Genomic DNA, 24618 nt, shown 5'->3' on the forward strand with positions numbered 1-24618 from the left:
TCGATAAAATTATATTTCGTTATACGAATGATTATGGGTTGGTCTCGTCGCGCTGAACTCTGTATGTATCGATACGCTGGCTTTTAAACGTTCGCTTGTCCGTCAACGGCTCGCTCGCTGCATCGATGTGTCTTTATCCCTTCCTGAGGCCACGAATTTGCGGTATTCCTGTCGGGCGAACACGTGCACCCCAGCAGCGCGCTTACCCCGAATGCACCAGGAACTGGAGCCGTCGATGTTCCTGTATCTTCTTGCCCTCCTGATCGGCGTTGTCGCCGGCCTCCGCGCGATGACCGCTCCCGCCTGCTTGAGGCTGCTCTCGGTGCTGCCCGTGTGAGTGGCGTCGACGTCGGCATCGGCGCTGCTTCAACGTGTTTGCAACGCGGCTTCAGTATCGGTGCCGCTTCGGTATCGAAAAGTAGGTGGCCAGCATTTCCGCCAGGCGCCAGGTGGCGCAGGGCCGCCGGCAGTGGGCGTCGAAGCCTGCATCTTTCAGGGTTTCAATAGGATCGGCGGGCCAGATATTGCTGATCGCGACCAGCAGTCGGCCGGTGATGTCGGCGTCGGGGCGCAGCGCGGCGATGAAGGCATAACCGGATTCGCTGTCGAGCCGCGTGTCCAGTATCAGTGCCTGGGGCTTCCAGTTTTGCAGCAGCGAACGCGCCGATTTCAGGTTCTGGGTATGCATGACCTGCAACCCGGTCAGCCGCAGCAGCGCGGCGAGCGATTCCCCGATCAGTTTGTCTTGGTGGGCGATCAGTACCCGCGGTGAGCCAATCGGCATGCGTGCCTGCTTGCCGCTCCATAATGCAAAGTGTCTCTCGTCATCAGTGCCTGAACGACTGCTCATGGTGTCCTCCTCATGGTTTTATGTAACGGGACGGGCGCCGGGCCGTATCACCTCCATTTACGGCAGCTTCGGATCCGGCGATGGGATTGCTGCGGAACCGATGAGTCAGTGTCGCGGTTAAGCGTTTGCCGCAAAACCCGGTCGAGGAGGGGACGCGTGCGAATTTTTCGGGGGGATGCGGACCCCCCTTCGTATCCCTGCGAAAGGGGGGGTGGCGAGACCCCGACATGCCGTTACCATCAGGGTGTGATTTACGGGAATAGCGATGGAAAACGGCAATTTCAAAACGGTGCTGCTGGTCGAGGATGAGGGGCTCACGAGAAGCGCCATGAAAAGCCTGATCCTGGCCAATGAACCGTTGCTCGATATCGATGAGGCTGACGGCTTCGAACAGGCGACGGAGAAGCTGTCCGCGCGCTCGTACGATCTCGTTTTCCTCGACTATCAATTACGGGGCAATTCCACGGGACTCGATCTGCTGAACTGGATCGGGGAGCAGGAGCGCGAGGTACAGACCATCATGCTGTCCGCACAAGACGACCGCGATACGGTGCTGGAATGCATCAGGAGCGGGGCATGCGGCTTTATTTCGAAGGCGAGTGAGCAAGGGGCGGGCGTGTTCCGCGAGGCTCTCAAGACGATTTTGAGCGGCCGCGTGTATTTGCCCAATAGCGTGCTGGGAAAGGGCGGCCACAGCCCCAAGCCGGTGTCCACGCATTCCGGCGTGACGGTGGAGTCGTTGAACCTGCCACCCCGCCTGACCGAGACGCTGCGCTATTTGTTGCAGGGTTTGTCGAACAAGGCGATCGCGAGAAAAATGAATATCAGCGAGAACACCGCCAAGGAGTACTCAAGCGATCTCCTCGCCCGGTTTCATGTGACTCGGCGGACGTTCCTGATCGTGGAAATGGCGCGACGGGGGATCGAGATGCCGATGGGCAACACGGCGATTGCGGGCGCGCCCCGATAGGCAAGGCTGGACCTGAGAGATTGATTAAAATAAGTGTGATGAGGCTTTGCCGGTATTTGTGCCTCTACAATGGCGCCAAGGTCCTGCCGCCGTGGCAGAACGAGGCCAATACCGGGATTCCACATGCATGTCGTGATAGAAAAAACCGGCAACAGCGGCGCGCTGCTTGTTGCCGACGCGGAAGCCGGACGCATCGCCACGATGCCTGCGCGTTTCGCCGCGTATGACCTCAATCACCTGCTGGCTGGCATTACCCGGGACAACATGCATGCCGAGGTCGCCTGCGGCCCGGCAGCTGGCGCTGAAGCCTTCTGAAGTTGGCTTTTGTTGCCTTTTGCCGGCGATATGTGCAGGCGGGCTTGACGACCGCTCGCGCTCCGGGCGGTCGATTCATCTTCCTTCAGCAAACCTTCGTGGCATCGCCCACCGAGCGCCCCGATATCAGCGACGCAATCTGCCGGCGCAACTCCGCCGGACTAACCGGCTTGCTCAGCACGTCGTGGTCGCATGCAAGCGGCACGATGGTCGCAGCCGGCTCGCCGGTGACGACCAGGCACGGGCAGCGCCGCCCGAGTTTCGCCGCACCGAGCATGGCCACGTCGCGTGCTGTTTTCGAATCGCGCAAACGGAAATCCGTGATGATGAGATCCGGATAACGTTCAATGGTGTTCAGCGTTTCCTCAAACTCTTCGAAGCTGCTCGCGGAGTCGAACAGCACGCCCCATTGCACGAGCAACGCTTCCGTCGATGCCCGCACGAGGCTGTCGTCCTCCACCAGCAACACATAGAGTCCGTCCAGCGGCACGGTCTGCAAATCGGCGGTCTCACCCCGCGCACGCGGCGCGGTTTCGCCGAGAGGTGAACCGCAAATAGGCATTTCGAGCGAGAAGCGCGAACCGCGTCCTTCGGTCGACTTCAACTCGATCCGATGCTCCTCCAGGATAGACACCACGGCGTTCACGATCGACAGGCCGAGGCCCAGTCCCCGATCGTTGTCCTGCTCGGCGTTGCCCACCTGGAAGAACGGCTGAAAGATCGAATCCCAATGTTCCGATGCAATGCCAATGCCGTTGTCCACCACATCAATGCGCGTTCGCGTGGCCGACCGCACCACGCCCACAATAACCACGGGCTTGGCTTTCTTGCTGGCATCGGCGTAACGAATGCCGTTCGACACCAGGTTCACGATGGCCCGCCCAAGCCAATGCGCGTCGCTGCGTACGTACACGGGCGCCTGAGGCATCCGCAGCCGCAACTCGACGCCGTGCATGGCCGCGAGCGGGCGCAGTTGTTCGGCCGCTTCCAGCACGGCGATCTTGAGGTCGAACACGTGATAGCGCGGCACGACGCGGCCTGACTCGAGCCGCGAGAGGTCGAGTACCGCGTTCAGGAAGCGCGCAAGGATCACCGACGACCGGCCGGATTCGTCGATCAGCCGGGCGGCTTCGGTGACATCGTCGTGATGCAGCGCTTCGGAGGCAGCTTGCAGGAAGAGATTGAGCGCGTGCATGGGCTGCCGCAAATCGTGCGTGGCGGCGGCGAGGAAATTCGATTTCTCCCGGCTTGCGGTTTCCGCGGCCAGCATCTGTTGCTCTTTGAGTGCGAGCAATGCATTTGTTTTGGTATCCTGATCTTTCTTCGATGCCAGCAGGTCCAGGTTCTTTCGTTCCAGTTGAACGTTTGCGGTGAGGAGCTCGTTATTGAGCACGCCGAGTGCACGCTCCGCCGCGAAGCGCTCACGAGACACCCGCTCTGCATGCACGCACACGCCATGACCGATCACGACCACGTTGAAGAGATAGAACAGGCCCATGTAGAAGTCTTCGGGCGAGAGAATCCTGATGGTGAGCTGCAGCAGGATGATCGATGAAAACGTGACCACGGCAGCCGTCAGCGCCACCCTCGACTTCAGGTAGAAGAAGCCGAACTGGAAGAAAAACACGAGGTAGAGGCCAACGAAATACCACGTGTAATTGAACGGTCCCGGCGACAAAGCCACCAGCAGAAGCAGTATCAGATTGCAGCCGTAGACGCCGGTAAGGATCACGCGCTGGGACGTGGCATGCGTCGCGAACGAGGCCCTCAAGGTCAGGCTGCCCACGAACACCAGCAACACAATGCCGGCCAGCCGCAGCGCCATGATCTGCATGAAGACGGGGGCTAGTACCGCGCTTTCGCGCCCGAAGTTGAAGTCGTACCAGAGAAAGCAGACCCATACGGTCAGCGCGAGCAGCGCCGACGCACGACGAAACGCGCAGAAACGACGGCTGTGGTCTTCGAGGAACTGGGTTTCGAAGGCGGCTTCGGGAAAGGGCTTCGGTATCGATAGATTGCGGACGAGGCTTAGGCCCGCATCACGCGCGGATGACGAAAAGAGCCGCGACGGTTTGGGCGCGGCGATGTCGGTAACATGCTCGGGAACGTCCATGATCCGCTCACTCGAAAAAGGGCGTGATCGATTACTTTAGCTGACCGCGCGTCTGATGCAAACATCGTTTTTTACTAAGTATCCCAAGTGCTTACCGTCCATGACTGCCTGTCATGGGATTGATGACCGGCGCGCGCTCGCTAACGGCAAGCGCTCACGCTACGCTTGTTTTCATGTTTTGCCGGATCGATATTCTTCCCGTTCTTATTCGTCTGATCTTTAAGAGGTGCCGCCATGTCACGCGTTTTCATTACGGGATCCGCCGATGGACTCGGTCAAATGGCTGCCCGTCTGCTCATCGCGCAAGGCCATCAGGTGGTGCTGCATGCCCGCCATGCCGAGCGTGCACATCACGCGATGCAAGCCGTATCGGGCGCGGAAGCTGCCGTGTCCGGCGATTTGTCGAGTATCGAAGAGACTACCCGCGTGGCTCAGCAGGTGAACCGGCTTGGACACTTTGATGCCGTGATTCATAACGCCGCCGTGGGGTATCGCGAGCCGCGGCGCATCGAGACCGTGGATGGCTTGCCGCATGTATTCGCGATCAACACGCTCGCACCCTACATCCTGACTGCGTTGATCGATAAGCCCCAACGCCTGGTTTATCTCAGCTCGGGCCTGCATGAAAGCGGCGATACCCGTCTCGACGATCTGCTTTGGCAACAGCGGTCCTGGCAAGGCGCAAGCGCCTATTCCGATTCAAAATTGCACGACATCTTGCTTGCGTTCGGCGTGGCTCGCCGCTGGCCTGGCGTGTTGTCAAATGCGGTGCATCCGGGCTGGGTACCGACCAGGATGGGCGGCGCTGGCGCACCCGATGACCTGAAAGCGGCGCCGAAAACACAGGCGTGGCTCGCCGTCAGCGACAATCCTGCTGCAAGGGTGACCGGTGAATATTTCTTCCATATGAAACGGCGCGAGCCGAGCGCGGCCGTCCGCGATGCGGGTTTGCAGGATCGATTGATCGAGGCGTGTGAGCGCTTGTCGGGGATTCGGCTACCGGAGTGAGAGAGCACTCAGGTGTAGCGCGAGGCATGCCGCTGCCGCGAACGCGTCGTGCGCCATTTGTTGACGCTTATAGGGGCGTATTCGGACGCAATAAACGCTGCTGCCCGGCAACCCCCCGCGCGGCCTCTCAAATCAACTCTGAAATCTCGATCAGGTTCAGATCGGGATCGCGGACGTAGACCGAGCGAATTTTCTGCGTGGCGCCGGTACGCTCAACCGGTCCTTCTATGATCGGCCACTCGCACTGCTTCAGGTGCGCGATCACGTCGTCCAGCGGCACGGCCGCGATGAAGCACAGGTCCAGCGCGCCCGGCACCGGTACATGCGCCTTCGGCTCGAACTCCTTGCCGCGCACATGCACGTTGATTTTCTGGTTGCCGAACTTGAACGCAGTCCTTCCCGCGCCGAAGGTTTCGAGCTTCATCTGCAGGACTTCGGTGTAGAAATGGCGCGTCGCGGCTTCGTCGACGCAAGTCAGAACGAGGTGATCCAGGTGATCGATAATGGCCATGTCAGGCTCCTTCCTTGGCAAATGTCTGTTGTGCGGGAGCGCCGCCTGCGTCAACTGGCGGTGCATCGTGCAGGTCGAGTCGGCGGCCCGCTTTGAGGATCTGGCTCGGCACGTCGTGGCCTATCAGGCCCGGCAGCAACGCTGCTGCGTTGAGCGCCGCGGTGAGATTGACGCCGGTGTCGTAGCCGTCCAGTTCCAGCATATGTACCAGTTCCTCCGTACACACGTTGCCGGTTGCACCGGGTGCGTAGGGACAACCTCCAATGCCGCCGAGCGATGCATCGAAACGATCGATGCCCGCGCTCAACGCCGCCAGCGTGTTGGTCAGCGCCATGCCGCGCGTATTGTGGAAGTGCAGCGTGAGTTCGAGTGCGGGGAATGCCTCACGCACGCGTTCGCATAGTGCCTTCACCTGTGAGGGAAACGCCATGCCGGTAGTGTCGCAGAGTGTCACCCCATGCACGCCGAGTCCGGCGAAACGCTCGGTCCAGCGCAGCACTTCTTCCACCGCAACGTCACCTTCCATGGGGCAACCCATCGATGTGGACAACGACACGTTGATGGCTACGGGCGTTGCTTTCACCACGCCGATCACTTCGCACAATTGCGCGAATGACTGTTCGCGGCTCATGCGCAGGTTCGCGCGGTTATGGGTCTCGCTTACCGACATCACGAGGTTGACTTCATCGACACCACATGACAACGCGCGTTCCGCCCCGCGCACGTTCGGCACGAGCGCGGTGTAGACCATGCCTTCACGCCGCGCGATGCCATGCATCACGGCTTCGGCGTCGCGCAACGCGGGAATGGCTTTCGGCGATGTAAACGACGTCACTTCTATCTTCGCGAATCCGCAGGCGCTCAGGGCGTTGACCAGGGCGATCTTCGCGTCGGTATCGACGAATTGTCTTTCGTTCTGAAAGCCGTCGCGGGTCGCGACTTCCTGGATATACAGGCGTTTCATGGGGCTCCTCATGTCGGATGGCGGTGCGTTATACGGACATGATGAACCTGAGTCGACGGCCTGAAAATCAGCGGATTTTCCACGACCGTTTCCAAATTGGAAAGGCTTGCGCGAGGGGCGGGCGAGGGCCTTCGCACGCAAAACGTTTCGTCATGGCACAGTCCTGGTTGAACATTACTTTGCGGCAGGAGATTTTTCCGATGTCCGATTTCATTCTCGACAATCCGTTTCTCGAATTCCTCGATGCACGCCTGGTTGCGTGGAAGAGCGGTTACGCCGAGTTCCGCATGCCGATTCAAGCCCGTAACCTGAACCGGCAGGGCGTGTTGCAAGGCGGCGCGGTGGCAACCCTGCTCGATGCCGCGTGCGGCTACGCCGGCGTGTATGCAGCAGAAGGCGAAACGGTCATTCACGGTTTCACGCTTTCGCTGACGGTGAATTATCTCGATACGGGATTAGGCGAAAGCGTCACGGCGAAGGGGTTTATCGAGCGGCAAGGGCGCAGCATCTTTTTCTCTCGCGGCGAAGCATGGGTGGATGACAAGCTCCTGATTGCGAGTGCGCAAGGGACGTTCAAATACGTCGGCACGCATGGGAAAAAGTGACTGTTTTTAGCTGCGCGCAGTCAAAAAAGCGCCGGTTTCCCGGCGCTTTGCCTCGGCCCTCGACCTTGACCAGCGTACATGCGAGCGACGGACTCAAGCCGCCGGCTTGAGCACCACCTTGGTCCAACCGTTGTCGCGCGCATCGAAGTGCTGGTAACCTTCGGGCGCTTTTTCAAGCGGCAACTCATGCGAAATAATCACCGATGGTTTCGCCTTGTCCGCAGCAATCAGGTCGCGCAGCTTGCGGTTGTACGCCTTGACGTTGGCCTGCCCCGTCGCAATGTGCTGGCCCTTCATCCACATCGTGCCGAAGTCGAATGCGAGCTGACCCTTCTGCATCAGCTTGTCCTCCGACTTCGGATCTTCCGCCACGAACACGCCCACCACGCCGATACCCCCTGTCGCCCGCACCGACTTGACGAGGTTGTTCATCGTCAGGTTCGGCACTTCATGGCCCTTGCAGCTGCATTGATAACCGACGCACTCGCAGCCCCGGTCCGCGCCTTCGCCACCAGTCATCTCCAGGACCTGCTCGACCGATGAACCATCGCTGTCGTCAATGGGGATCGCGCCGATCTTCTCCGCCAGCCTGAGCCGGTCGGGGTGTGAATCGACGACCATCACCTTGCTCGCGCCTTTGATGGACGCCGACATTGCGGCCATCAATCCGACCGGACCGGCGCCATAGATGACCACGCTGTCGCCCGGTTCCACGCCGGCCAGCACGGTCGCGTGATAACCGGTCGGAAAGATGTCGGACAGCATCACGTAGTCGTTTTCCTTCTCCTCGGCATCGGGTGGCAGCAGCAGGCAATTGAAGTCGCCGAACGGCACACGCAGGTATTCGGCCTGTCCGCCTTCGTACGGTCCCATGCCGGCAAAACCGTACGCCGCGCCCGCCATGCCCGGGTTGGCCGTCAGGCAGAAACCGGTCAGGCCCTTCTCGCAGTTCTTGCAAAATCCGCAGCCGATGTTGAACGGAAGACAGACGCGATCGCCTTTCTTGATCCGTTCGACGGCGTTGCCGACTTCTACGACCACGCCCAGGTTTTCATGACCGAAGATGCGGTTCGTTTCCATGTCGGTCCGGCCTTCGAACATATGCAGGTCCGAGCCGCAGATGTTCGTGGTCGTGATCTTGACGAGCACGTCCGTCGGACGTTGAATTTTCGCGTCCGGCATCTCCTTCACTGTCACCTTGCGCGGACCTTCGTACACGAGTGCTTTCATCGTTGCTCCTTGAATGGATGGGATGGCTTTTCCATGGGCTCGCCGGACGGCGGCTGACGATGTATTCAGCAGTGCGCGTTCCCGCCACGGCCTGTCGGTGGGTAATTCGGTGAGCTATTAGGTGAGCTATTTTGTGAGCCGGTAACGATGACGTGCGAACGTCCGTTGCGCGCAGATTTTGCAAGTGATAGGCGTGCTCACATTCATCAGAAGCGCTGTGCTCGCGTCGGCTGCGATGTCGCTTCGGTCCTATCACCATGACGCGATCGTTCTAGGAGCGGGGTTTATGGTCGCATCTACTCAAAGGGACCCATCCAGCGCGTTTCCGGTGTGCCGGCCCGCTAAAAAAACCATCCTGCATCACCGTTCCTTTTCCCGGGAGTCATCGAATGTCGAGAACGTTGGAAGCATCGCCCCCTGAAGTCGATCTGAAAACGCTGCGTAAGGTGATCCTCGCGGCATCGATTGGCAATTTTGTCGAATGGTTCGACTTTGCCGCGTACGGTTTTCTCGCGACCATCCTCACGCGGGAGTTTTTCCCGAGCGGCGACCCGGCGGTTGGGCTGCTCAAGACCTTCGCTGTTTTCGCTGTGGCGTTTGCATTCCGGCCGCTGGGCGGCATTGTGTTTGGCGTGATTGGTGACCGCATTGGCCGCAAGCGCACGCTCGCGTTGACGATCCTGATGATGGCTGGCGCGACCACGCTGATCGGTTTGTTGCCGACCTATGCCGCAGTCGGTGCGTTCGCGCCGTTCCTGCTGACGGTGATCCGCTGCGTGCAGGGGTTTTCTGCCGGCGGCGAATATGCGGGCGCATGCGCCTACGTGATGGAGCACGCGCCGCAGCACAAGCGGGCGCGTTACGGCAGCTTTGTGCCGGTATCGACGTTCTCGTCCTTCGCGGTGGCCGCGATCGTTGCGTACGCGCTCGACGCGTCGCTTTCCGCCGATGCCATGAGCGCCTGGGGCTGGCGCGTGCCGTTCCTGGCTGCCGCGCCTATCGGCCTGATCGGGTTGTACTTGCGCATGAATCTCAACGAAACCCCGGCTTTCCGCGCGCTTGAAGGAGAGCATGACGTGGCCCATGCGCCCCTGCGCGACACGTTGCGTACGCAGGCTGGGGGCATTTTGAAACTGGGGGCGTTCATCTCGGTGACGGCGTTGTCGTTCTATATGTTCACTACTTATTTCGCGACCTATTTGCAAGTGGCGGGCGGGTTGAATCGCGCAACGTCGCTGCTGATCACGGTGATCGCGTTGTTTTTCGCGGCGGCGCTGTGTCCGCTGGCCGGACTGTATTCGGACTGGGTTGGGCGCCGGAAGACCGTATTGACGACGTGCGTCGTGCTGATCGCGACCGTCTATCCGTCGTTTTCGCTGGCGGGGTCGGGGCGCTTTTTGCCGTCGGTGATTGGCGTGGGGATGCTGGCGATTGGCGCGGTGTTGTCGGGCGTGGTCACGGCGCCGTTGTTGTCGGAGGTGTTTCCGACGCGCACGCGTTATACCGCTTCTGCCATTACCTATAACCTGGCGTATACGGTTTTTGGCGGCACGGCGCCGCTTGTCGCCACTTGGTTGATCACGACGACGGGTAACAACATGTCGCCTGCTTTGTATTTGATCGTGATTTCGGTGATGGGATTGATCGGGGGATTGATGTTGCCGGAAACGTCGAAGGTCTCGCTGCATGGTGCGAGTGCCGTTCAGTCTGATGTTGGTGAGGGGGTTGCTTTTACTGGGGTTAATTAGGCCATTAGGGGTGGTTTGTTTCGGGTGGGTTGTTAGGGTTCTGGGTTAGTGGTCGGGGGCAATGCCCGGTTGCCAGGTTCTGGGGTTAGTGGTCGGAGTCTATGCCGGGTTGCTGCTTTCGGCCGTGGTGGTCTGCAAGAGTTGGATTTTCTCTTTATCACTGTTAGCCACTGTGCGTGGCGGCACGTCATTTCTTTGTCCAAAGCGACAAAGAAACGAAGCAAAGAAAGCGCTTTCAACCACGCTACCCTAAGTGTCCACAGCGTGCAGTTTTGATTCATAGGTGCCCCAAAAGCACGGTGCTCGCCAGAGCCACGGATGTGTGAAACCCTCCTTCTCGCGAATCCTGACACGAACACGCTTCGCCACCAGTGCTCTCGGGCAAGCACCATTGTCAAGGAATCCGTACGGCATCACGCGTTCTGGCCGCTGCGGTCTTCGCGTGTCAGCTACGTGGTCTGACGGTTATGTCGGTAGGTCATGGCACCACGCGTGTTACTGCTCCAGTTTTGGTGAGTTACCCGTGTGGTCCCCACAGTTATTTGCGTGGGTACGGCCTTACGCATCTTCACGACCGCGTTTCCAGCAGGGTTGGCGACGTGGTTCGAGGCGCGTACAAATTTGGAGGGAGGTTGTCCGCGGATAGCGCGGGGTGCTCCTTGGGCAGGTTCAATCACTGGTGGCGAAGCGTGTGGGTATCGGTGTTCGGAGAAGGAGGGTTTCACACATCGGTGGCTCTGGCGAGCACCGTGCTTTTGGGGCACCTATGAATAGAAACTGCACGCTGTGGACACTTAGGGTAGCGTGGTTGAAAGCGCTTTCTTTGCTTCGTTTCTTTGTCGCTTTGGACAAAGAAATGACGTGCCGCCACGCACAGTGGCTAATAGTGATAAAGAGAAAATCCGACTCTTGCAGACCACTAACACTGAAAGCAGCAACCCGGCATTGACCCAGACCACTAACCTAGAACCTAGCAACCCGGCATTGACCCAGACCACTAACCTAGAACCTAGCAACCCGGCATTGACCCCGACCACTAACCCCAGAACCGACCAACCCGGCACTGACTCCGACCACTAACCCCAAAACCACCACCCCGGCATAAACCCCGCCCCCGTCATAGCCTATAAACCAGGAACCTACCGCTCGGCATGCCCCGAAGCTGCGATCACCTTATCCACAAATCGCAATTTTTCGACGACGGGTGGCGCGAGCGCGAACGGATACGCATCCGGCATGCCGAGACTGCGATTCAGGCTGTTTAACGCATAGGTAAGCGGAAACCACTGTTTCATCAGATGATCGAAGGTGGCTTCGCCGGGCGGTGCCTTAGCCTCCAGCGTAGGATCCAGCGAGTTCCCCGGCATGAGCGCGACGCCGCAGGCCATCGCGGTATCGACGGTGTCCACGATGTGCAGGTAGTGCGCCCAGGTTTCTGCCCAGTCCTCCCACGGATGCGTAGTCGCGTACGCACTGACAAACGATTTGCCCCAGTTCGGCGGCGCGCCGTCTTTATAGTGCTTCGCCAGCGCCTCGCGATAATTCGCCCGCTCATCACCGAATAGCTTACGAAAGCCCGCGATCCACGGCGTATTGGCGACCAGCCGATCGAAATAGTAGTGACCAATCTCGTGCCGGAAATGACCCAGCAAAGTCCGGTACGGCTCGCCCATCGCAAGCCGGACGCGTTCGCGTTGCGCGTCATCGGCTTCCGCGATGTTCATGGTGATCAGGCCTCTATCGTGACCAGTCAGCACTCTTTTACCGCGTTTGTCTTCCAGGAATTTAAACTGCAGCCCGGTTTTCGGGTTGACCTGACGTGACTCCACGCGCAGCCCCAGCGCACCGAGCGTGTAGAGCAGGCGGCGTTTGGCCGCTTCCAGCCTGAACCAGTAGTAACGGCGGTTCGCCACCCGCAGATTGGGAATGGTGTGCGTCAGGCGGCAAGCGTGACACAGCGGGTCGGTGGAGTCGGCCGGAACCATCCAGTTGCAGACTTTTTCGACTTCGTAGTTATGACAGCGCTTGTACAGGATGTCCCGATGTTCAGGGTGCCGGCTGCGCCAGAGGCCGTCGCCCATGTCCTCGAAAGCGCTGATTTCAGCGATTTCCGGGATAAAACCAAGCAGCGATTCGCAGCGTTCGCAGCGAAAATTCTCGAAGAACACCAGCTGATTGCAATGATTGCAATGGAAAGTTTTCATAGGCCGGGGGTATCGAAGTACATGGCGCATGTTCCCCTAGTATGGACATGCGCGCTGGAAGTGCTTCGAAGCAACCCGCATGCCGCCGGGAAAATGACTCCAGGGACGGCTTCAGACCTAGCTTACGCGTTCTGTCAGATACGCGGTCACGACCGTTTTATATTCATCGACGAGCAGGCGGCGCTCTTTCGGCTTCGCCGCCAGATAGAGCGGCACCAGGCTTTTGACGATCTGCAGCAGCACTTCCGCGATGCGAAGGGCGTCGGCTGGGGCCAGGTCCTCGCGGCGATACGCGAACAACTCGGCGAAGCGCTGGCGGAGCCGATGCCGGTCGTCGTCGCTGCGGCCGGACGGAATCGATGCCGCCAGCAAGGGCAAATACGCAGGGTGCTCGCTGATGAACCCTGTCATCAAGTCGATCAGTTGCGCGGCCAGATCGGGCGTGGGGGCAATCCGGGCTTGCTCGGACAAAGCGCTCCAGCGCTGATCCATGCGGTCCCCGTACTCGGTGCGCAGCGCAACGGCGAGCACATTCTTGTTGGGGAAGTACTGGTACACCGCGCCAATGGAGGTTCCGGCGCGCGTGGCGATCTCGGTCATGGTGGCGGCATCGAAACCGCGTTCCGCGATGATGGCGCCCGCCGCCGCCAGCATGTCCTGCATCCGCCGTTCGGCGCGTTCTTGCTGGGGGATGCGTCGCATGGGCAACTAGGGGAATGTGAGGAGATGCTCGGATTATAATTCGTGCGTCGGCGCAGACAGTTGCCGCGTGACCCAGCCGCTTCAACAGATAGGATGACGATCTAACTCATCAGCCAACGAATCCGCTCATCCGCTTTACTGACTCGGAGCGCCAGCACTTGTTCTCACCGGCGCGGCGGCTGCCTTGGCCGGGTCCGGGGCCGAGTTCGGATCCATTTCCCAGCCGCCGCCCAGCGCGAGGAACAGGTTGACCTGATCGAGCGCGACTTGTCCCCTCGCCGCAGCCAACTGCCCATTCGTCGATGTCAGGGTTCGCGTCGCATCCAGATCCGCGATAAACGATTCGCGCCCCGCGACATAAAAACGATGGGTCTGATCGGCGGATTCAGCCGCTGATTTCTGCGCGGCCGTCAATGCATCGGCGCGGGTGTAATCGGCGGCATAGGTGGCGAGGCTGGATTGGGTTTCCCGCAGCGCCTTCAACACGACGCCATCGAATTGGGCTAGCGCGGCATCGGCGCCGTATTGCGCTGCTTGAATCCGCCCGCGCTGACCGTTCGCCGGGAAGGTCCAGCTAATCAGCGGACCGAAGCCCCATCGTGCGGTTGGTTGCGTGCCGAGATCCTCCAGCACCCCTGTCAGCCCCGCCGATGCCCCGAGGGTCACCGTTGGAAACAGCGCACCCGTGGCTACGCCGATCCGCGCTGTCGATCCAGCGAGCTTTCGTTCCGCCTCGCGTACGTCGGGACGCCGGCGCAGCAACGCGGCGCCATCGCCGACGGGCAGCGGCTGCGCAATCACCGGCGTCTTGTTGCAGGCAAACACGCCCTTGGGCAGATCGGCGGGCGAGCGCGCCAGCAGCGTGGCGAGTTGGTACTGCGCGATCCGCCGCCGTGCCGTGTAGGCCGGAATATTCGCCGAGAGCGTTTCCACTTGCGTCTGGCCGCTCGTGACATCGGGCGCATTGCCGCGACCTGCCTGCTGCAAGCGCCGCGATACGGAGACCCGCTGGCGTTGCAAATCGAGCGAGCGCTGCGCGATGCCCAGCTCTTCCGCCGCCGAACAATTCTGCACGTACGCCCGTACTACATCCGCCACCACCGTGATGCGCACGAGATCGGCTGCGGCCTGGGTTGCGTCGCTATCGGCGCGCGCGGCTTCCACGCCCCGGCGAATCGTGCCGAACAGATCGAGCTCATACGAAATGTTGATGCCGATATCGCCTTCGTTCGCGACCGGGATCTTTTCAAAGATCAAGTATTGCTCCGCCGATTCCTGCGCGCGTTTGAACGCAGCCGACGTACCGCCCGAAAAGCCGCCTTGCGCCTGCGCGACACTGAGCGCGGCGCGCGAGCGGCCGAGATTGGCCGCGGCGACGCGCAGATCCGTGTTCGACGCCATGGCTTGCTGGACCAGATCGTCGAGGACGGGGTCGTCGTAAAGACGCCACCAATGCATTGGCACCGGACCGCTCGATACCGTCGACTGGCCATCCGCGCCGTCGAGCGGGGCGTTGGCGAAAGGCGCATTGACGACGGCATCTTTCGGTACCGAGTAGTCAGGACCGACCGTAAAACACGCGGCAAGCGCGAGCACGAACGGCGTCAGGACGAGAGCGCGCGGCATCTTCATTGACTTGCACCCGGCGTTGCACCCGGCGCGGAGGCGGTCGCAGCGCCAATACCGCTAACCGGCGAGACACCGCTTGCGGCGCTCACGGAAGCGGCAGCGGAGGCACCTGAAGCAGCAACGACACCGCTTGCGCCACCGGGTGTATTCGAACCCGCCGTATTCGATTTAGCGAGCGGCGTGATATCGCGTACCGATACTGTCGCCGTGCGTCCGGCGATCATGCGAAAGTCCGCCGGCACTTCATCCAGCGCGATCCGCACCGGAATCCGCTGCGCGAGCCGTACCCAGCTGAACGCCGGATTTACGTTCGGCAGCAGATTCGATCCCTGCACCCGGTCGCGATCCTCGATCCCCGCCACGATGCTCTGCACGTGCCCACGCAGGATTTTTGTCTCGCCCATCACCTTGATATCCACCGATTGCCCGATATCGATCCCGTGCAGCTTGGTCTCTTCGAAATACCCATCGACACGGAACGAGTGCAGGTCCACCACCGACAACACCGAGCGTCCCGCCGTCACATACTCGCCCGTACGCGGCGCGCGATCGTTGAGATAACCGTCGACGGGACTCACTACCGTCGTGCGCTGCAAATTGAGCCGGGCGGTATCGATGGCAACATCGGCATCCGCCAGCGCCGCTTCCGCCGTTTGCACGCGCGACTGGCTTTCTTCAGTCACTTCACGCGCGACGAGGTCACCGAGCGTGCGGTTGCGGGCATCTTCGCGGCGGGCCTGATCGAGGGTCGCGCGCCGTTGCTGGGCGGTTGCCTGCGCCTGGCGAAGCGCGAGTTCATAACGCGCCTGATCGATGACAAACAGCACCTGGCCCGCGCTCACCGGCTGGCTGTCGACCACGTTCACGCTCACGATCAGGCCGCCCACGTCAGGCGCGACTTGCACGACGTCGGCGCGCACATGGCCGTCGCGGGTCCAGGGCGCGAACATGTAGTAGTCGACCAGCCGCCACAACACGAATGCGGCGATCGCCACGACGACGAGCGTAAAGAGGATTTGTCCAACGGAGAACCAGGCTTTTTTCACGATAATTTCACGGTAATAGCCGATGCGAAACAATGACAACGATGCCGAGCACGATCACGTAGATCGCGAGATCGAAAATGGAGCGATGCCAGACGAAACGGTACAGGCCGACGCGAGCGAACACCCGCGTAACGACCAGGCAGAGCAGGTACGAAACCAGCATCAGTACCAGCACGGCGGGCAGGAACACGCCGTAGATATCGATTTCACCGATCATCGCGGGGTGCTCTGGAAAAAGGAGTGGAAGGAGCGGCGTGTCATGCAGCAGGCTCCGGTTGGGGTGGCAACGCGGACGCGAGCGTATCCGGGAACAGCGATAAACGCATGCCCACCAGCGCATGTAACGCGTCACGAATCTGGCGTCCGGGGACTGTCTTGTCCGGCTGCGCCGCCTCGGCCGCCGCTTCCGCCTGCACCGCACCGCCGCGCCTTGTGATGCGATCCAGTGCTGCGTCGATAGCCGCCTCCAGGCTCGCCGGCACCGGCTGACGCGCGCCGCGCTCCACACACTGCTGGAAATACGCGCGTACACCTTCCAGCACACCATCGACCGACGCGAGATCGGTGTCGTGCAGACGGCGCCGCAGACGCCGCAGATCGAGCGAGTTGAAAGCAATGCGCAGATCGCGAAAACTTTCGATGGACGGATGGCGCTGGTCATCGCTGGCGGCCAGACGCGGGATGATCTGCATGAGACGGTCGATCATGCGCGCGGTGAGATTTTTCTGGTCATCGACGGGTCGGGTCGACGCGCTCAGCGCCACGTCGCGCCAGCCCGAGCGGATCAGCCGCGCCGCGGCCAGTTCAGCGCCGAACGGCCGCGTCACGCGGGTCCAGACGAACGCGAATAACAACCCTGCCGGACCAGCCAGATTGCTGTTCATGAAGGTCAGGAAGTTCGCATCGTAGGTGCCCTGGATGCTGATGAACGTGGCGGTATTCACGGCCGTGAGCATGGTCGCGAGGTTGAATTGCGGCCGCGGAATCAGCGTGCCGATCAGGATGAAGGGGACCGCGAACATGATCACGAGCATGGGGAAGTCGTGCACCGTCGGCAGGATGACGAATAGATACAGCCCGGCGAGCACCACGGCAAGACAGGTATAGATAAAAAACGAGAACACCTGGGGCGCGGGTTCATCGAGGGCGGCGAAGAAACAGCACGCCACCGCGGCCAGCGTGACCGCGCCCGCGCCGTCGTTCCAGCCGGACGCAATCCAGAGGCTCGACGCGATGAGAATGGCCAGCACGACCGAGCCCGCCGAAAACAACAGCATGCCGCGATCGAAGTACTGCTGCGTGCCGCCAAGCCGCCAGTGCCGGTAACGGGGCCGCCAGCTGCCTTGTTCGTTCGTGATGATCACGCGCAGCGCGCGGCAATCCTGCCAGACATCGACCAGTTGTTTCAAGCGCCACAGGGTGTTCGACAACAGTGCGCCGTCCCAGGTCCGCAGAGCGTCCGCGTCCGGTTGCAGGCCCGCGATCCGGCCGCGCAGCGCGTCGGCCTTGGGGTCGTTATTGGCATTGATGGACGCCGCCGCATCGGTACGCGCGGACAGCGGTTCGTCGAACCATGTGACGATATCGGCGAGTAGCGGCTCGAGACCCGGTGGCGGCGGTTTCTGGCCGTTGAACAACGCGGCCAGCGGGTCGCTGATCGCTGACATGATCGGCATCAGCAATTGCATCCGCCCGCGCAACGCCTGCGCCCGCGCGAGCACGTCGGGCCGGGTGTGGTCGTAGGCAAGCTGGCTCAGCAGGAACTCAAGCGCGTTGACGGTGACCGCGAGCCGTTGCCGGCACGCCGAGATGGTCTTGCCGCCCACGCGCCCTGAGAGCGTCTCTTTGGCATAGAACGCGGCGTCTCGGAACCAGGCGTCGGTCCGTTCGATCAGCGTAGGCGCGAGACGGCTCGGCAAGATGGCGCTGCCGACCACGCTGGCGCACACGATCCCGAGCACGATCTCCTCGGTCCGCGATACCGCGAGATCAAAGATCCCCGCCGGGTTCATCACGGAGGGCAGTGCGATCAACGGCATGGTGTAGGCGGCCAGCATGAACACATAGCTGCGCGCGGTGCGGTCCGAGATGGCGAGAAGCAGCAGCGTGCCCGTCCATAACGCGACCACCGCGCTAAAAAGGTAGGGCGACTCCACGAAGGGCGGCACGAACAGCACGGCAGCCGATGCGCCGATCATGGTGCCGAGCGCGCGATACAGCGCCTTGGAACGCGTCGCGCCGACGAACGGATTCGACACGATATAAACCGTCGCCATGGCCCAGTAAGGGCGCGGCAGCTCCAGCTTGAGGCCGATATACAGCGCCAGCATGGATGCCGCGAAGGTCTTGACCGAAAATATCCAGTCGCGCGAAGTGGGGTACATCATGGTGCGCTAGACGCCTTCTTCCGTATCGGTGCCGGCCGTGCCTTGGGGCGACACGTGTGTTGGAGCTTGCGACGGATCTTGCTGAGTTTGACTGGACGCGCCAAGTTTAAACGCAGCGAATACCCTCAGGGTCGCTTCCAGGTCTTCCCGGCTCACATCGTTCAGCACGCCGGCGCGCAGTCCGACCAGTTCTTTCTCGATCTTGGCGGTGACCGACCGGCCTTCGTCGGTGAGGGAGATGATTTTCGCGCGCCGGTCGTCGGGATCTTCGTCGCGTCGCACCAGGTTGGCCGCGCACAACTGATCGAGCAGACGCACCAGCGACGGCCCTTCGATTCCCGTCAACTCGGCGAGTGCAACTTGCCGGATAGGCGCATCAAGCCGCGCCGCGATCAGCAGCGGCGTCGCGCAGGCTTCCGAGACGTTATAGGCCGCGATTACGTCGTGGCTCGTGCGCCGCCACTGGCGGGAGGCGATCACGAGCGCGCTGCTGACGGATTGACGGAGGACATCGATTGTTGGCATGGCGCGCATTGTATTTCGACGACAATTCGTTAGCAAGCTATTGAATTAATTTTTTGGGGCGGGATGAGCCTGGAGCGCGGTGGGGTGGGTAAAAGAGCGGCTTAGTGCCTGTCATGCCTGTAGCCGCGCTTGAGCAGGAGTTGGCTAAGCACCGTGAACGCCATCGTGGGGAGTTCGTCAAGTTTGCGCACAACAATGTTATGCGCATAAAACTTTTCTACGGCGTCGTCGAGAAGTCCGATGCCAATCAGTTCTATCCCCGCGTTTGTGATCTCGTCGATGCGCGCCCGCAGGTCGGTCCGCAATATCACGGGGTGACCGTCGCCCGTGGCGGGGTAGCCGTCGGATAGCACCATCAGGATGCGCCTGCCGGCGCGTTGTGCAGCCAGACGTTCGGCTGCCCACGCCAGCGCCTCGCCGTCCGGATTCTCGTGACCGCAATCAATTGCGCTCAAACCTGCCGGATTGTTCGAACCGAAGCGTTTGTAAATCTGTAGATCGAGCCGTTCGACGCGCCGGTTGAAACGGTTCACATCCACACCTTCAGCCAGCTTCTGCTCATAAAATGCCCGCATTTCCGGCGATTCGACCGAGCTGTAGCCAAGCACTTCGCACTTGAACGAAAGCTGCATCAACGCGTCGCAGAGCGCGGCGGCGCAGAGTCGGGCGAGCGCAATCTTTTCGCCGGCCATGGAGCCGCTGCGGTCAATCAGCAATGTGACGGCGGCGTCCCGTCCCTCGGTCGTGCGCTTGACGCGAAACGGCGTCCGGTATCCCGGCGATACAACCAGCTTCGCCAGCGCCGGCCGGTCGATCTCCCCGCGTTCCTGTTCACGTTTCCAGTGCGTCTGTTCATCGGCTTTCAGCGCACGTTCAAGGCGCGCGGTTAGCGGCGCGGTTTCCGCGCGTGCGAGCGCGCGCAGGTTGCGCCACGCGGCGGCGTCGCCTAATCCGGTGAGGTCGGTGACGACATCGAATTCGGTCGTGAGCGGAATGGAACGGCGAGGTCGGCCATCGATCATGTCGATATCGAAGGTCATCGGCGCGGCGGGCGAGCGTGCTTCCGACGCCTCTGCGCTCGCGTCCGACGGCGCTTGGGCGATGCTGGCGGCATCGGAGGAGGCTGCGTCGGACATTTCCTGCGACGCCGCATCCAATGCATCCGGATCGCCCGATACCTGCTCGGCGTCCAGCGCTTCGTCGGCGTCGGCGGTAAACATCATGGTGTTCACATCGCCGGCTGCCAGCGACCTGATCCGTGCCACGAGCGCCCGCGCGCGCGCCACGCTTTCAAGAGTCGAACGGCTGGCACGGGAGGTCTGAAGCAGCTCGCTCACGGCGCCGAGCGTGGCGATGAGGGCCGGAGTTCGTTCGGTTACGTCGGGCGCTTCGTCCCAGAGCGCGCGTTCGACAAACCAGATCAGCTTGTCGCGCCAGGCCAGGGTCGGCCAACGTTCATGCGTATTTCGCGCCGTTTGTTCGCGCAGTTTCCCGACAAACCTGCGTGCCCCTGGATAGTCACTGAACAGCCGCTCGCAGACGCGCCGGTCTTCGATCGATTGTGCAATGCGCTGAGTGACGCCCGAATTGAGCGCGCTGATTTCACTGAGGGTGGAATACTTCGAACGGGCCACCAGCAAGTCGAGCTGGCCGGTGAGCGCGTCTAGATCGACTGCACCGGAAAGCTCCGGCAACACGATTCGATCACGTTCGACGCGAGGCCCGGATGTATCGAACGATACCGTCACGCCGTATCGCCCCGTCAGCACGCGCGCCATCTTGCCGAGCATGGTTTGCGTCGTGTCGGAATGGGTCAGGTCGGAGGCGGCCACAGTGGTTACCGGTAAGACGCGGTGGCGTTGCGCTTCAGGCTGTTTTCCGCTACGGCTCGCGTGAAAATCGTGCTGATGGTCGGGGAGCATCGCGCAAAGCGGGCTTGATCAAGCATAAACGCGTCGTTCATTCTTCAAACGCAATGTGATGCCGGATGATGCTGCGGATCAGCGCGGCGTCCTCGGCGCTCACTTTCGCGTAGATCGCCGGGCCGGCGGCGCGCTCCGGGTCGCCGGAGCGCAGCATCAGGTCGGCCCAGTCGAGCAGGCGTCGCGTCGAAAACGCGCTTGCCAGATCTTCGCGGGCGAACGCTGCGCGGCAATCGGCGGCAATGGCCGCGAGCGTTTGCGCCATCGGCCGTGTGAAGCGCCCGCCAAGCGTGCGCGTCAACACTTCCGCCTCCTCCTCGGGCGACAGGTAATTCATCAGATACACGCGCCAGCGATCAAGAAACGCCTCGTTCATCAGGTTCGCGCCCTGATACAGATGCCGATAAACGCTCATGGCGCCCACAGCGTTTGCGGTTGCGAACAGCCGGAAGGACGGATGCGGAGTCACCAGCTCGTTGCCTTTCTCCTTCAGCAACAAGCGGCCATGAGGTTCGAGAACGGCGGTGAGAACGGCGAGAATCGAGGGTTCGGCGAAGTCGATTTCATCGACGACAAGCCACAGGCCTTCGCGCATGGCTGTCGGCAGCACACCGTCCACCCAGAGCGTTTCACCACCTTTTACGGTCCAGAAACCCACGAAGTCCCCGATGGTCGTCTGGCCGTTCATATTCGCCCGCAGCACGCCGTGTTGCGAACGCGCCGCGACTTGCTCGATCAGGCTCGTTTTTCCCGCGCCGGTATGGCCGATCAGCAGCACGCGACGGTTCTCCACGATGTCCTGGAGGATGTCGCCGAAACGCTCGGGAAAGAGATAGGCAGGGTTCAGGCGCGGCACGAGCGGACCAGGTTGGCCGACAGGCATGTCCACCGGGCCGATCGTCGTTGTTGCTTCGCTTGAATCCGGATTCGCAGCTTGAGGCGTTTGGCGAACGGCGTGCCTGAGGTCTTTCAGAAATCCGGTTCGTCCTTGCGCGGGCAGCGGTGCGAGCGCCGGATCGTTGGGTCGAAAAAACCCCTCCCGATGCCACTTTTGCAACTTCGACTTGAGGTTTTCCAGGTCAACGACCGTATCGATATTGGCCGGCCCGTCGTCGTATCCATGTTCGATCCGATACATCTGCGGCCGATCGGAGAGCGTCACCTGCCACCACTCGGCTGCCTGTCCCGTCGAGCGCTCGTAGCGGCCAATGTGAGGATCGTCTTGCAACTTTGGTTCGGGCGCGTTCATTGGCTTGCAGGCATGGGCAGGTGAATGGGTAAGGCGGAATGTTTGAAACTTTACACGGTCGAGGGTGGGAGTCTGCGTGATAGAGCGGTTTCGGGATGCACACCAAGGGAATTTTTAGGGCTGGAACAGTGGATGATTCTCGGCGCTAATTTAACCGACAAAGTGATTTAAATGGTTCGTGTAAGCTGTTGATAGTTAATGAATTTTGCGAAAAATTTTTCGGGTATTTCTAAAAATTAGAAATTAGTTTCGAAAAGCTCTATAAGCCTATGTTTTGGAAAGAAAAATTTGTTTTATAGGGGTAGCTTCCTGAAGTGCTTTATCAAACATTCCTCATGCTCCTGCTTAACTGAAGAAATTCCATCTAACCAATTGATTTTGTTAATAAAATTATATTTATTTAAGTTTTAGATCAATTATCTACCCTATCTATATGATTTTGAACGATTAAATCAAGAAATTAAGCACCAAACCCCCGTTCCCGATCTCGAAACCCAATGAACTCCCGCGCGTACAACCTTGATCTTCCAACGTACGCTGCGCCACCTTGCCTCCCCACGATGGCAAAATACCCGTTCCACCCATCAGGAGCAGCAATGAGCACCCCGATCCAGCACGATTTCCGTTCCGACACCGTCACGCGACCCAGCCCGGCCATGCGCGCGGCGATGGCATCGGCGGAAGTTGGCGACGATGTCTTCCGCGACGATCCCACCGTCACGCAACTGGAAGCCGTGATGGCCGAGCGTTTCGGCAAGGAAGCGGCGGTGTTCCTGACCTCGGGTACGCAATCGAATCTGGTCGCGCTGATGGCGCATTGCGAACGTGGCGACGAGTACATCGTCGGGCAGCAGGCGCATTGCTATCGCTGGGAAGCGGGCGGCGCGGCGGTGCTGGGGAGCGTCCAGCCGCAACCGTTGAACAATCAGGCGGACGGTTCGTTGCTGCTGGCGGAGATCGAGGACTCGATCAAGCCCGACGATTCGCACTACGCCCGCACGCGACTGCTGGCGCTGGAGAACACGATCGGCGGGAAAGTTTTGTCGCAGGAGTACATGGAAGCGGCGACGGCGCTGGCTCGTCGGCACGGTCTTGCTACGCATCTGGACGGTGCCCGGATCTTCAATGCGGCCACGGTGTTGAATACGCCCGTTGCCACGCTGACGCGGTCCTTCGATACGGTGTCCGTGTGTTTATCGAAGGGATTGGGTGCGCCGGTCGGCTCGGTGCTGGTCGGCAGCGAGCAGTTAATCGCGAAGGCGCGGCGCACGCGCAAGATGGTGGGCGGCGGTTTGCGGCAGGTCGGCATTCTCGCCGCCGCCGGGCTTTACGCGCTGGAGCATAACGTGGCGCGCCTCGCCGATGACCACGCCAACGCGGCCACTCTGGCTAAGGGCTTGGCAGCCTATGAGCAACTGAAGGTCACGATGCCGGACACGAACATCGTGTTCGTGGAAGTGGACAGCACGATTGCCGCTGACTTCAAGGAGCATCTGGCGGCGCGCGGGATTGGCATTACGTCGGCCTACAGCGCGACGAAACAGCGCTGGGTCACGCATCTGGACGTGGACAGCGCGGCGGTGGAAAACGCGCTGGCCGCGGTCCGGGCGTTTTTCTCGGAACGCTAATTGCCACGCGCGCGTTCAATCTTCCTTGATGAAGTCGATGAACGCGCGCAGCGGCGCGGGCATGTGCGTGCGGCTCTGGTAGTACAGAAACGGTCCTGAAAAACTCTCCCACCACTCGTGCAGCACGGGCATGAGTGCGCCGCTTTGTATCGCCGGCCGCAAGAACTCCTCGAACGTATAGATCATCCCCAGGCCCGCTGTCGCGGCGCCGACTTCAAGCTCCATCACCGACGCCACCAGCGGTCCGTTCGGCGTGAATCGAACCTCTTCGCCCCCACGCTCGAAGCGCCACGCCGCCAGCACGCCGCTTGCAAACCGATGCCCGATGCACGCGTGCTCCAGTAAATCGCGAGGGTGTTCAGGCCATCCGTGCGCCGCAAAATACGCCGGCGCGCCCGCGGCCACGAAATGCTGTGTGCGCGGTCCGATCGGCACGGCGATCATGTCGCGCTCCAGGCGTTCGTCGTAGCGGATGCCGGCATCGAAACCTGCTGCCAGCACGTCGATAAACGTATCGTTCGACACCACCTCCAGCGTGATCCCCGGATGCGCGGCGAGAAAGCGCGCGACGATGGGCGGCAGCACGTGCATCGCCACGATAGTCGGCACGTTCAGTCGCAAGGTGCCGGTCGGGCTGTCGCGGAAACTGTTGATCGCGTCGAGCGCGCCGGCAATCTCGCCGAGCGCCGGCGCGAGCCGTTCCAGCAGACGCTGGCCGGCTTCCGTGACCGTCACGCTGCGGGTGGTGCGGTTCAGCAGACGCACGCCGAGCCGCGCTTCAAGCCGGCGAATCGCTTCGCTCAGCGCGGAAGCCGATACCCCGCGCAAACGGGCCGCCGCCCTGAAACTGCGTACCTCGGTGATAGCCACGAAGGCGCTGAGATCGGAGAGATCGGGATCGTTCATTGTGCGTTTTTTCGTACAGCCCGTGCTGTGAAGGCCGGATTGTCGCACGACAGAACGCCTCGCATACTCTCGTCAACGCTCGCAATCACGCGATGCCAGACCCCAG

General features: G+C 61.0%; 21 protein-coding genes. 6 read left to right on the top strand and 15 right to left on the bottom strand.

Translation table 11 applies throughout. The features are described from left to right. Nucleotides 1-388 precede the first annotated feature (388 nt). Nucleotides 389-850, bottom strand: coding sequence for a response regulator (locus ACSQ36_RS24045; protein ID WP_436183853.1), 462 nt, complete (start codon nucleotides 848-850; stop codon nucleotides 389-391). A gap of 265 nt (nucleotides 851-1115) precedes the next feature. On the opposite strand from ACSQ36_RS24045, the gene ACSQ36_RS24050 reads away from it, so the two are divergent. Together ACSQ36_RS24050 and ACSQ36_RS24055 are read left to right on the top strand one after the other, a co-directional pair. Then, nucleotides 1116-1820, top strand: coding sequence for a response regulator (locus tag ACSQ36_RS24050; protein WP_213762254.1), 705 nt, complete (start codon nucleotides 1116-1118; stop codon nucleotides 1818-1820). Between the two features lie 123 nt (nucleotides 1821-1943). Next, nucleotides 1944-2135 (top strand): AbrB/MazE/SpoVT family DNA-binding domain-containing protein, encoded by a 192-nt coding sequence (locus tag ACSQ36_RS24055; protein ID WP_436183854.1) that lies wholly within the window; start codon nucleotides 1944-1946, stop codon nucleotides 2133-2135. Between the two features lie 85 nt (nucleotides 2136-2220). On the opposite strand, the gene ACSQ36_RS24060 is transcribed toward ACSQ36_RS24055, so the two are convergent. Then, on the bottom strand, nucleotides 2221-4248 hold the full coding sequence (locus tag ACSQ36_RS24060; RefSeq protein ID WP_436183855.1) for an ATP-binding response regulator: 2028 nt from the start codon (nucleotides 4246-4248) through the stop codon (nucleotides 2221-2223). A gap of 234 nt (nucleotides 4249-4482) precedes the next feature. On the opposite strand from ACSQ36_RS24060, the gene ACSQ36_RS24065 reads away from it, so the two are divergent. Beyond that, entirely contained in the window at nucleotides 4483-5256 is a 774-nt protein-coding gene (locus tag ACSQ36_RS24065; protein ID WP_436183856.1) for an SDR family NAD(P)-dependent oxidoreductase, read from the top strand. A gap of 127 nt (nucleotides 5257-5383) precedes the next feature. Here the strand turns inward: ACSQ36_RS24065 and ACSQ36_RS24070 are convergent, their stop codons facing one another. Continuing rightward, nucleotides 5384-5767, bottom strand: a complete 384-nt coding sequence (locus ACSQ36_RS24070; RefSeq protein WP_436183857.1) for a VOC family protein — start codon at nucleotides 5765-5767, stop codon at nucleotides 5384-5386. Between the two features lies 1 nt (nucleotide 5768). Continuing rightward, nucleotides 5769-6743, bottom strand: a complete 975-nt coding sequence (locus ACSQ36_RS24075) for a hydroxymethylglutaryl-CoA lyase (protein ID WP_436183858.1) — start codon at nucleotides 6741-6743, stop codon at nucleotides 5769-5771. A gap of 188 nt (nucleotides 6744-6931) precedes the next feature. Between ACSQ36_RS24075 and ACSQ36_RS24080 the strand changes: the two genes are divergently transcribed. Continuing rightward, nucleotides 6932-7336 carry a PaaI family thioesterase gene (locus ACSQ36_RS24080; RefSeq protein WP_213762260.1) on the top strand — a complete coding sequence of 135 codons (405 nt, stop codon included), beginning with the start codon at nucleotides 6932-6934 and terminating at the stop codon, nucleotides 7334-7336. Nucleotides 7337-7429: 93 nt separating this feature from the next. Here the strand turns inward: ACSQ36_RS24080 and ACSQ36_RS24085 are convergent, their stop codons facing one another. Beyond that, complete coding sequence (locus ACSQ36_RS24085) at nucleotides 7430-8566, bottom strand: glutathione-independent formaldehyde dehydrogenase (protein WP_436183859.1); 1137 nt, start codon at nucleotides 8564-8566, stop codon at nucleotides 7430-7432. A 389-nt stretch (nucleotides 8567-8955) separates the two neighbouring features. On the opposite strand from ACSQ36_RS24085, the gene ACSQ36_RS24090 reads away from it, so the two are divergent. Beyond that, on the top strand, nucleotides 8956-10314 hold the full coding sequence (locus ACSQ36_RS24090; protein ID WP_213762262.1) for an MFS transporter: 1359 nt from the start codon (nucleotides 8956-8958) through the stop codon (nucleotides 10312-10314). 1139 nt (nucleotides 10315-11453) lie between these two features. On the opposite strand, the gene ACSQ36_RS24095 is transcribed toward ACSQ36_RS24090, so the two are convergent. The 9 genes from ACSQ36_RS24095 to ACSQ36_RS24135 all read right to left on the bottom strand — a co-directional run bounded on the left by ACSQ36_RS24095 (nucleotide 11454) and on the right by ACSQ36_RS24135 (nucleotide 21978). Next, nucleotides 11454-12518, bottom strand: a complete 1065-nt coding sequence (locus ACSQ36_RS24095; protein WP_436183860.1) for a zinc-binding metallopeptidase family protein — start codon at nucleotides 12516-12518, stop codon at nucleotides 11454-11456. 117 nt (nucleotides 12519-12635) lie between these two features. Beyond that, nucleotides 12636-13220, bottom strand: coding sequence for a TetR/AcrR family transcriptional regulator (locus ACSQ36_RS24100; protein WP_436183861.1), 585 nt, complete (start codon nucleotides 13218-13220; stop codon nucleotides 12636-12638). A 135-nt stretch (nucleotides 13221-13355) separates the two neighbouring features. Then, nucleotides 13356-14852 (bottom strand): efflux transporter outer membrane subunit, encoded by a 1497-nt coding sequence (locus ACSQ36_RS24105; protein WP_436183862.1) that lies wholly within the window; start codon nucleotides 14850-14852, stop codon nucleotides 13356-13358. Continuing rightward, a complete protein-coding gene (locus ACSQ36_RS24110) occupies nucleotides 14849-15895 on the bottom strand; it encodes an efflux RND transporter periplasmic adaptor subunit (RefSeq protein ID WP_436183863.1) in 1047 nt (348 codons plus the stop codon). The genes ACSQ36_RS24105 and ACSQ36_RS24110 overlap by 4 nt, the downstream gene beginning before the upstream one ends. 7 nt (nucleotides 15896-15902) lie before the next feature. Further along, entirely contained in the window at nucleotides 15903-16112 is a 210-nt protein-coding gene (locus tag ACSQ36_RS24115) for a DUF1656 domain-containing protein (RefSeq protein ID WP_165104258.1), read from the bottom strand. 40 nt (nucleotides 16113-16152) lie between these two features. Beyond that, nucleotides 16153-18282: an FUSC family protein gene (locus tag ACSQ36_RS24120; RefSeq protein WP_436183864.1), complete on the bottom strand. Its 2130-nt coding sequence runs from the start codon at nucleotides 18280-18282 to the stop codon at nucleotides 16153-16155. A 6-nt stretch (nucleotides 18283-18288) separates the two neighbouring features. After that, nucleotides 18289-18807, bottom strand: a complete 519-nt coding sequence (locus ACSQ36_RS24125) for a MarR family winged helix-turn-helix transcriptional regulator (protein ID WP_213766312.1) — start codon at nucleotides 18805-18807, stop codon at nucleotides 18289-18291. A gap of 101 nt (nucleotides 18808-18908) precedes the next feature. Beyond that, a complete protein-coding gene (locus tag ACSQ36_RS24130) occupies nucleotides 18909-20639 on the bottom strand; it encodes a cobaltochelatase CobT-related protein (protein WP_436183865.1) in 1731 nt (576 codons plus the stop codon). Nucleotides 20640-20766: 127 nt separating this feature from the next. Further along, nucleotides 20767-21978 (bottom strand): AAA family ATPase, encoded by a 1212-nt coding sequence (locus ACSQ36_RS24135; RefSeq protein WP_436183866.1) that lies wholly within the window; start codon nucleotides 21976-21978, stop codon nucleotides 20767-20769. Between the two features lie 596 nt (nucleotides 21979-22574). Between ACSQ36_RS24135 and ltaE the strand changes: the two genes are divergently transcribed. Further along, nucleotides 22575-23606: a low-specificity L-threonine aldolase gene (gene ltaE / locus ACSQ36_RS24140; RefSeq protein ID WP_436183867.1), complete on the top strand. Its 1032-nt coding sequence runs from the start codon at nucleotides 22575-22577 to the stop codon at nucleotides 23604-23606. A gap of 15 nt (nucleotides 23607-23621) precedes the next feature. Here ltaE and ACSQ36_RS24145 read toward each other — a convergent pair whose 3' ends face one another. Next, entirely contained in the window at nucleotides 23622-24512 is an 891-nt protein-coding gene (locus ACSQ36_RS24145; RefSeq protein WP_436183868.1) for a LysR substrate-binding domain-containing protein, read from the bottom strand. Between the last annotated feature and the right edge of the window lie 106 nt (nucleotides 24513-24618).

It is taken from the genome of Caballeronia sp. LjRoot34 (assembly GCF_964253815.1).
In the GTDB taxonomy this organism is placed as follows: Bacteria; Pseudomonadota; Gammaproteobacteria; order Burkholderiales; family Burkholderiaceae; genus Caballeronia.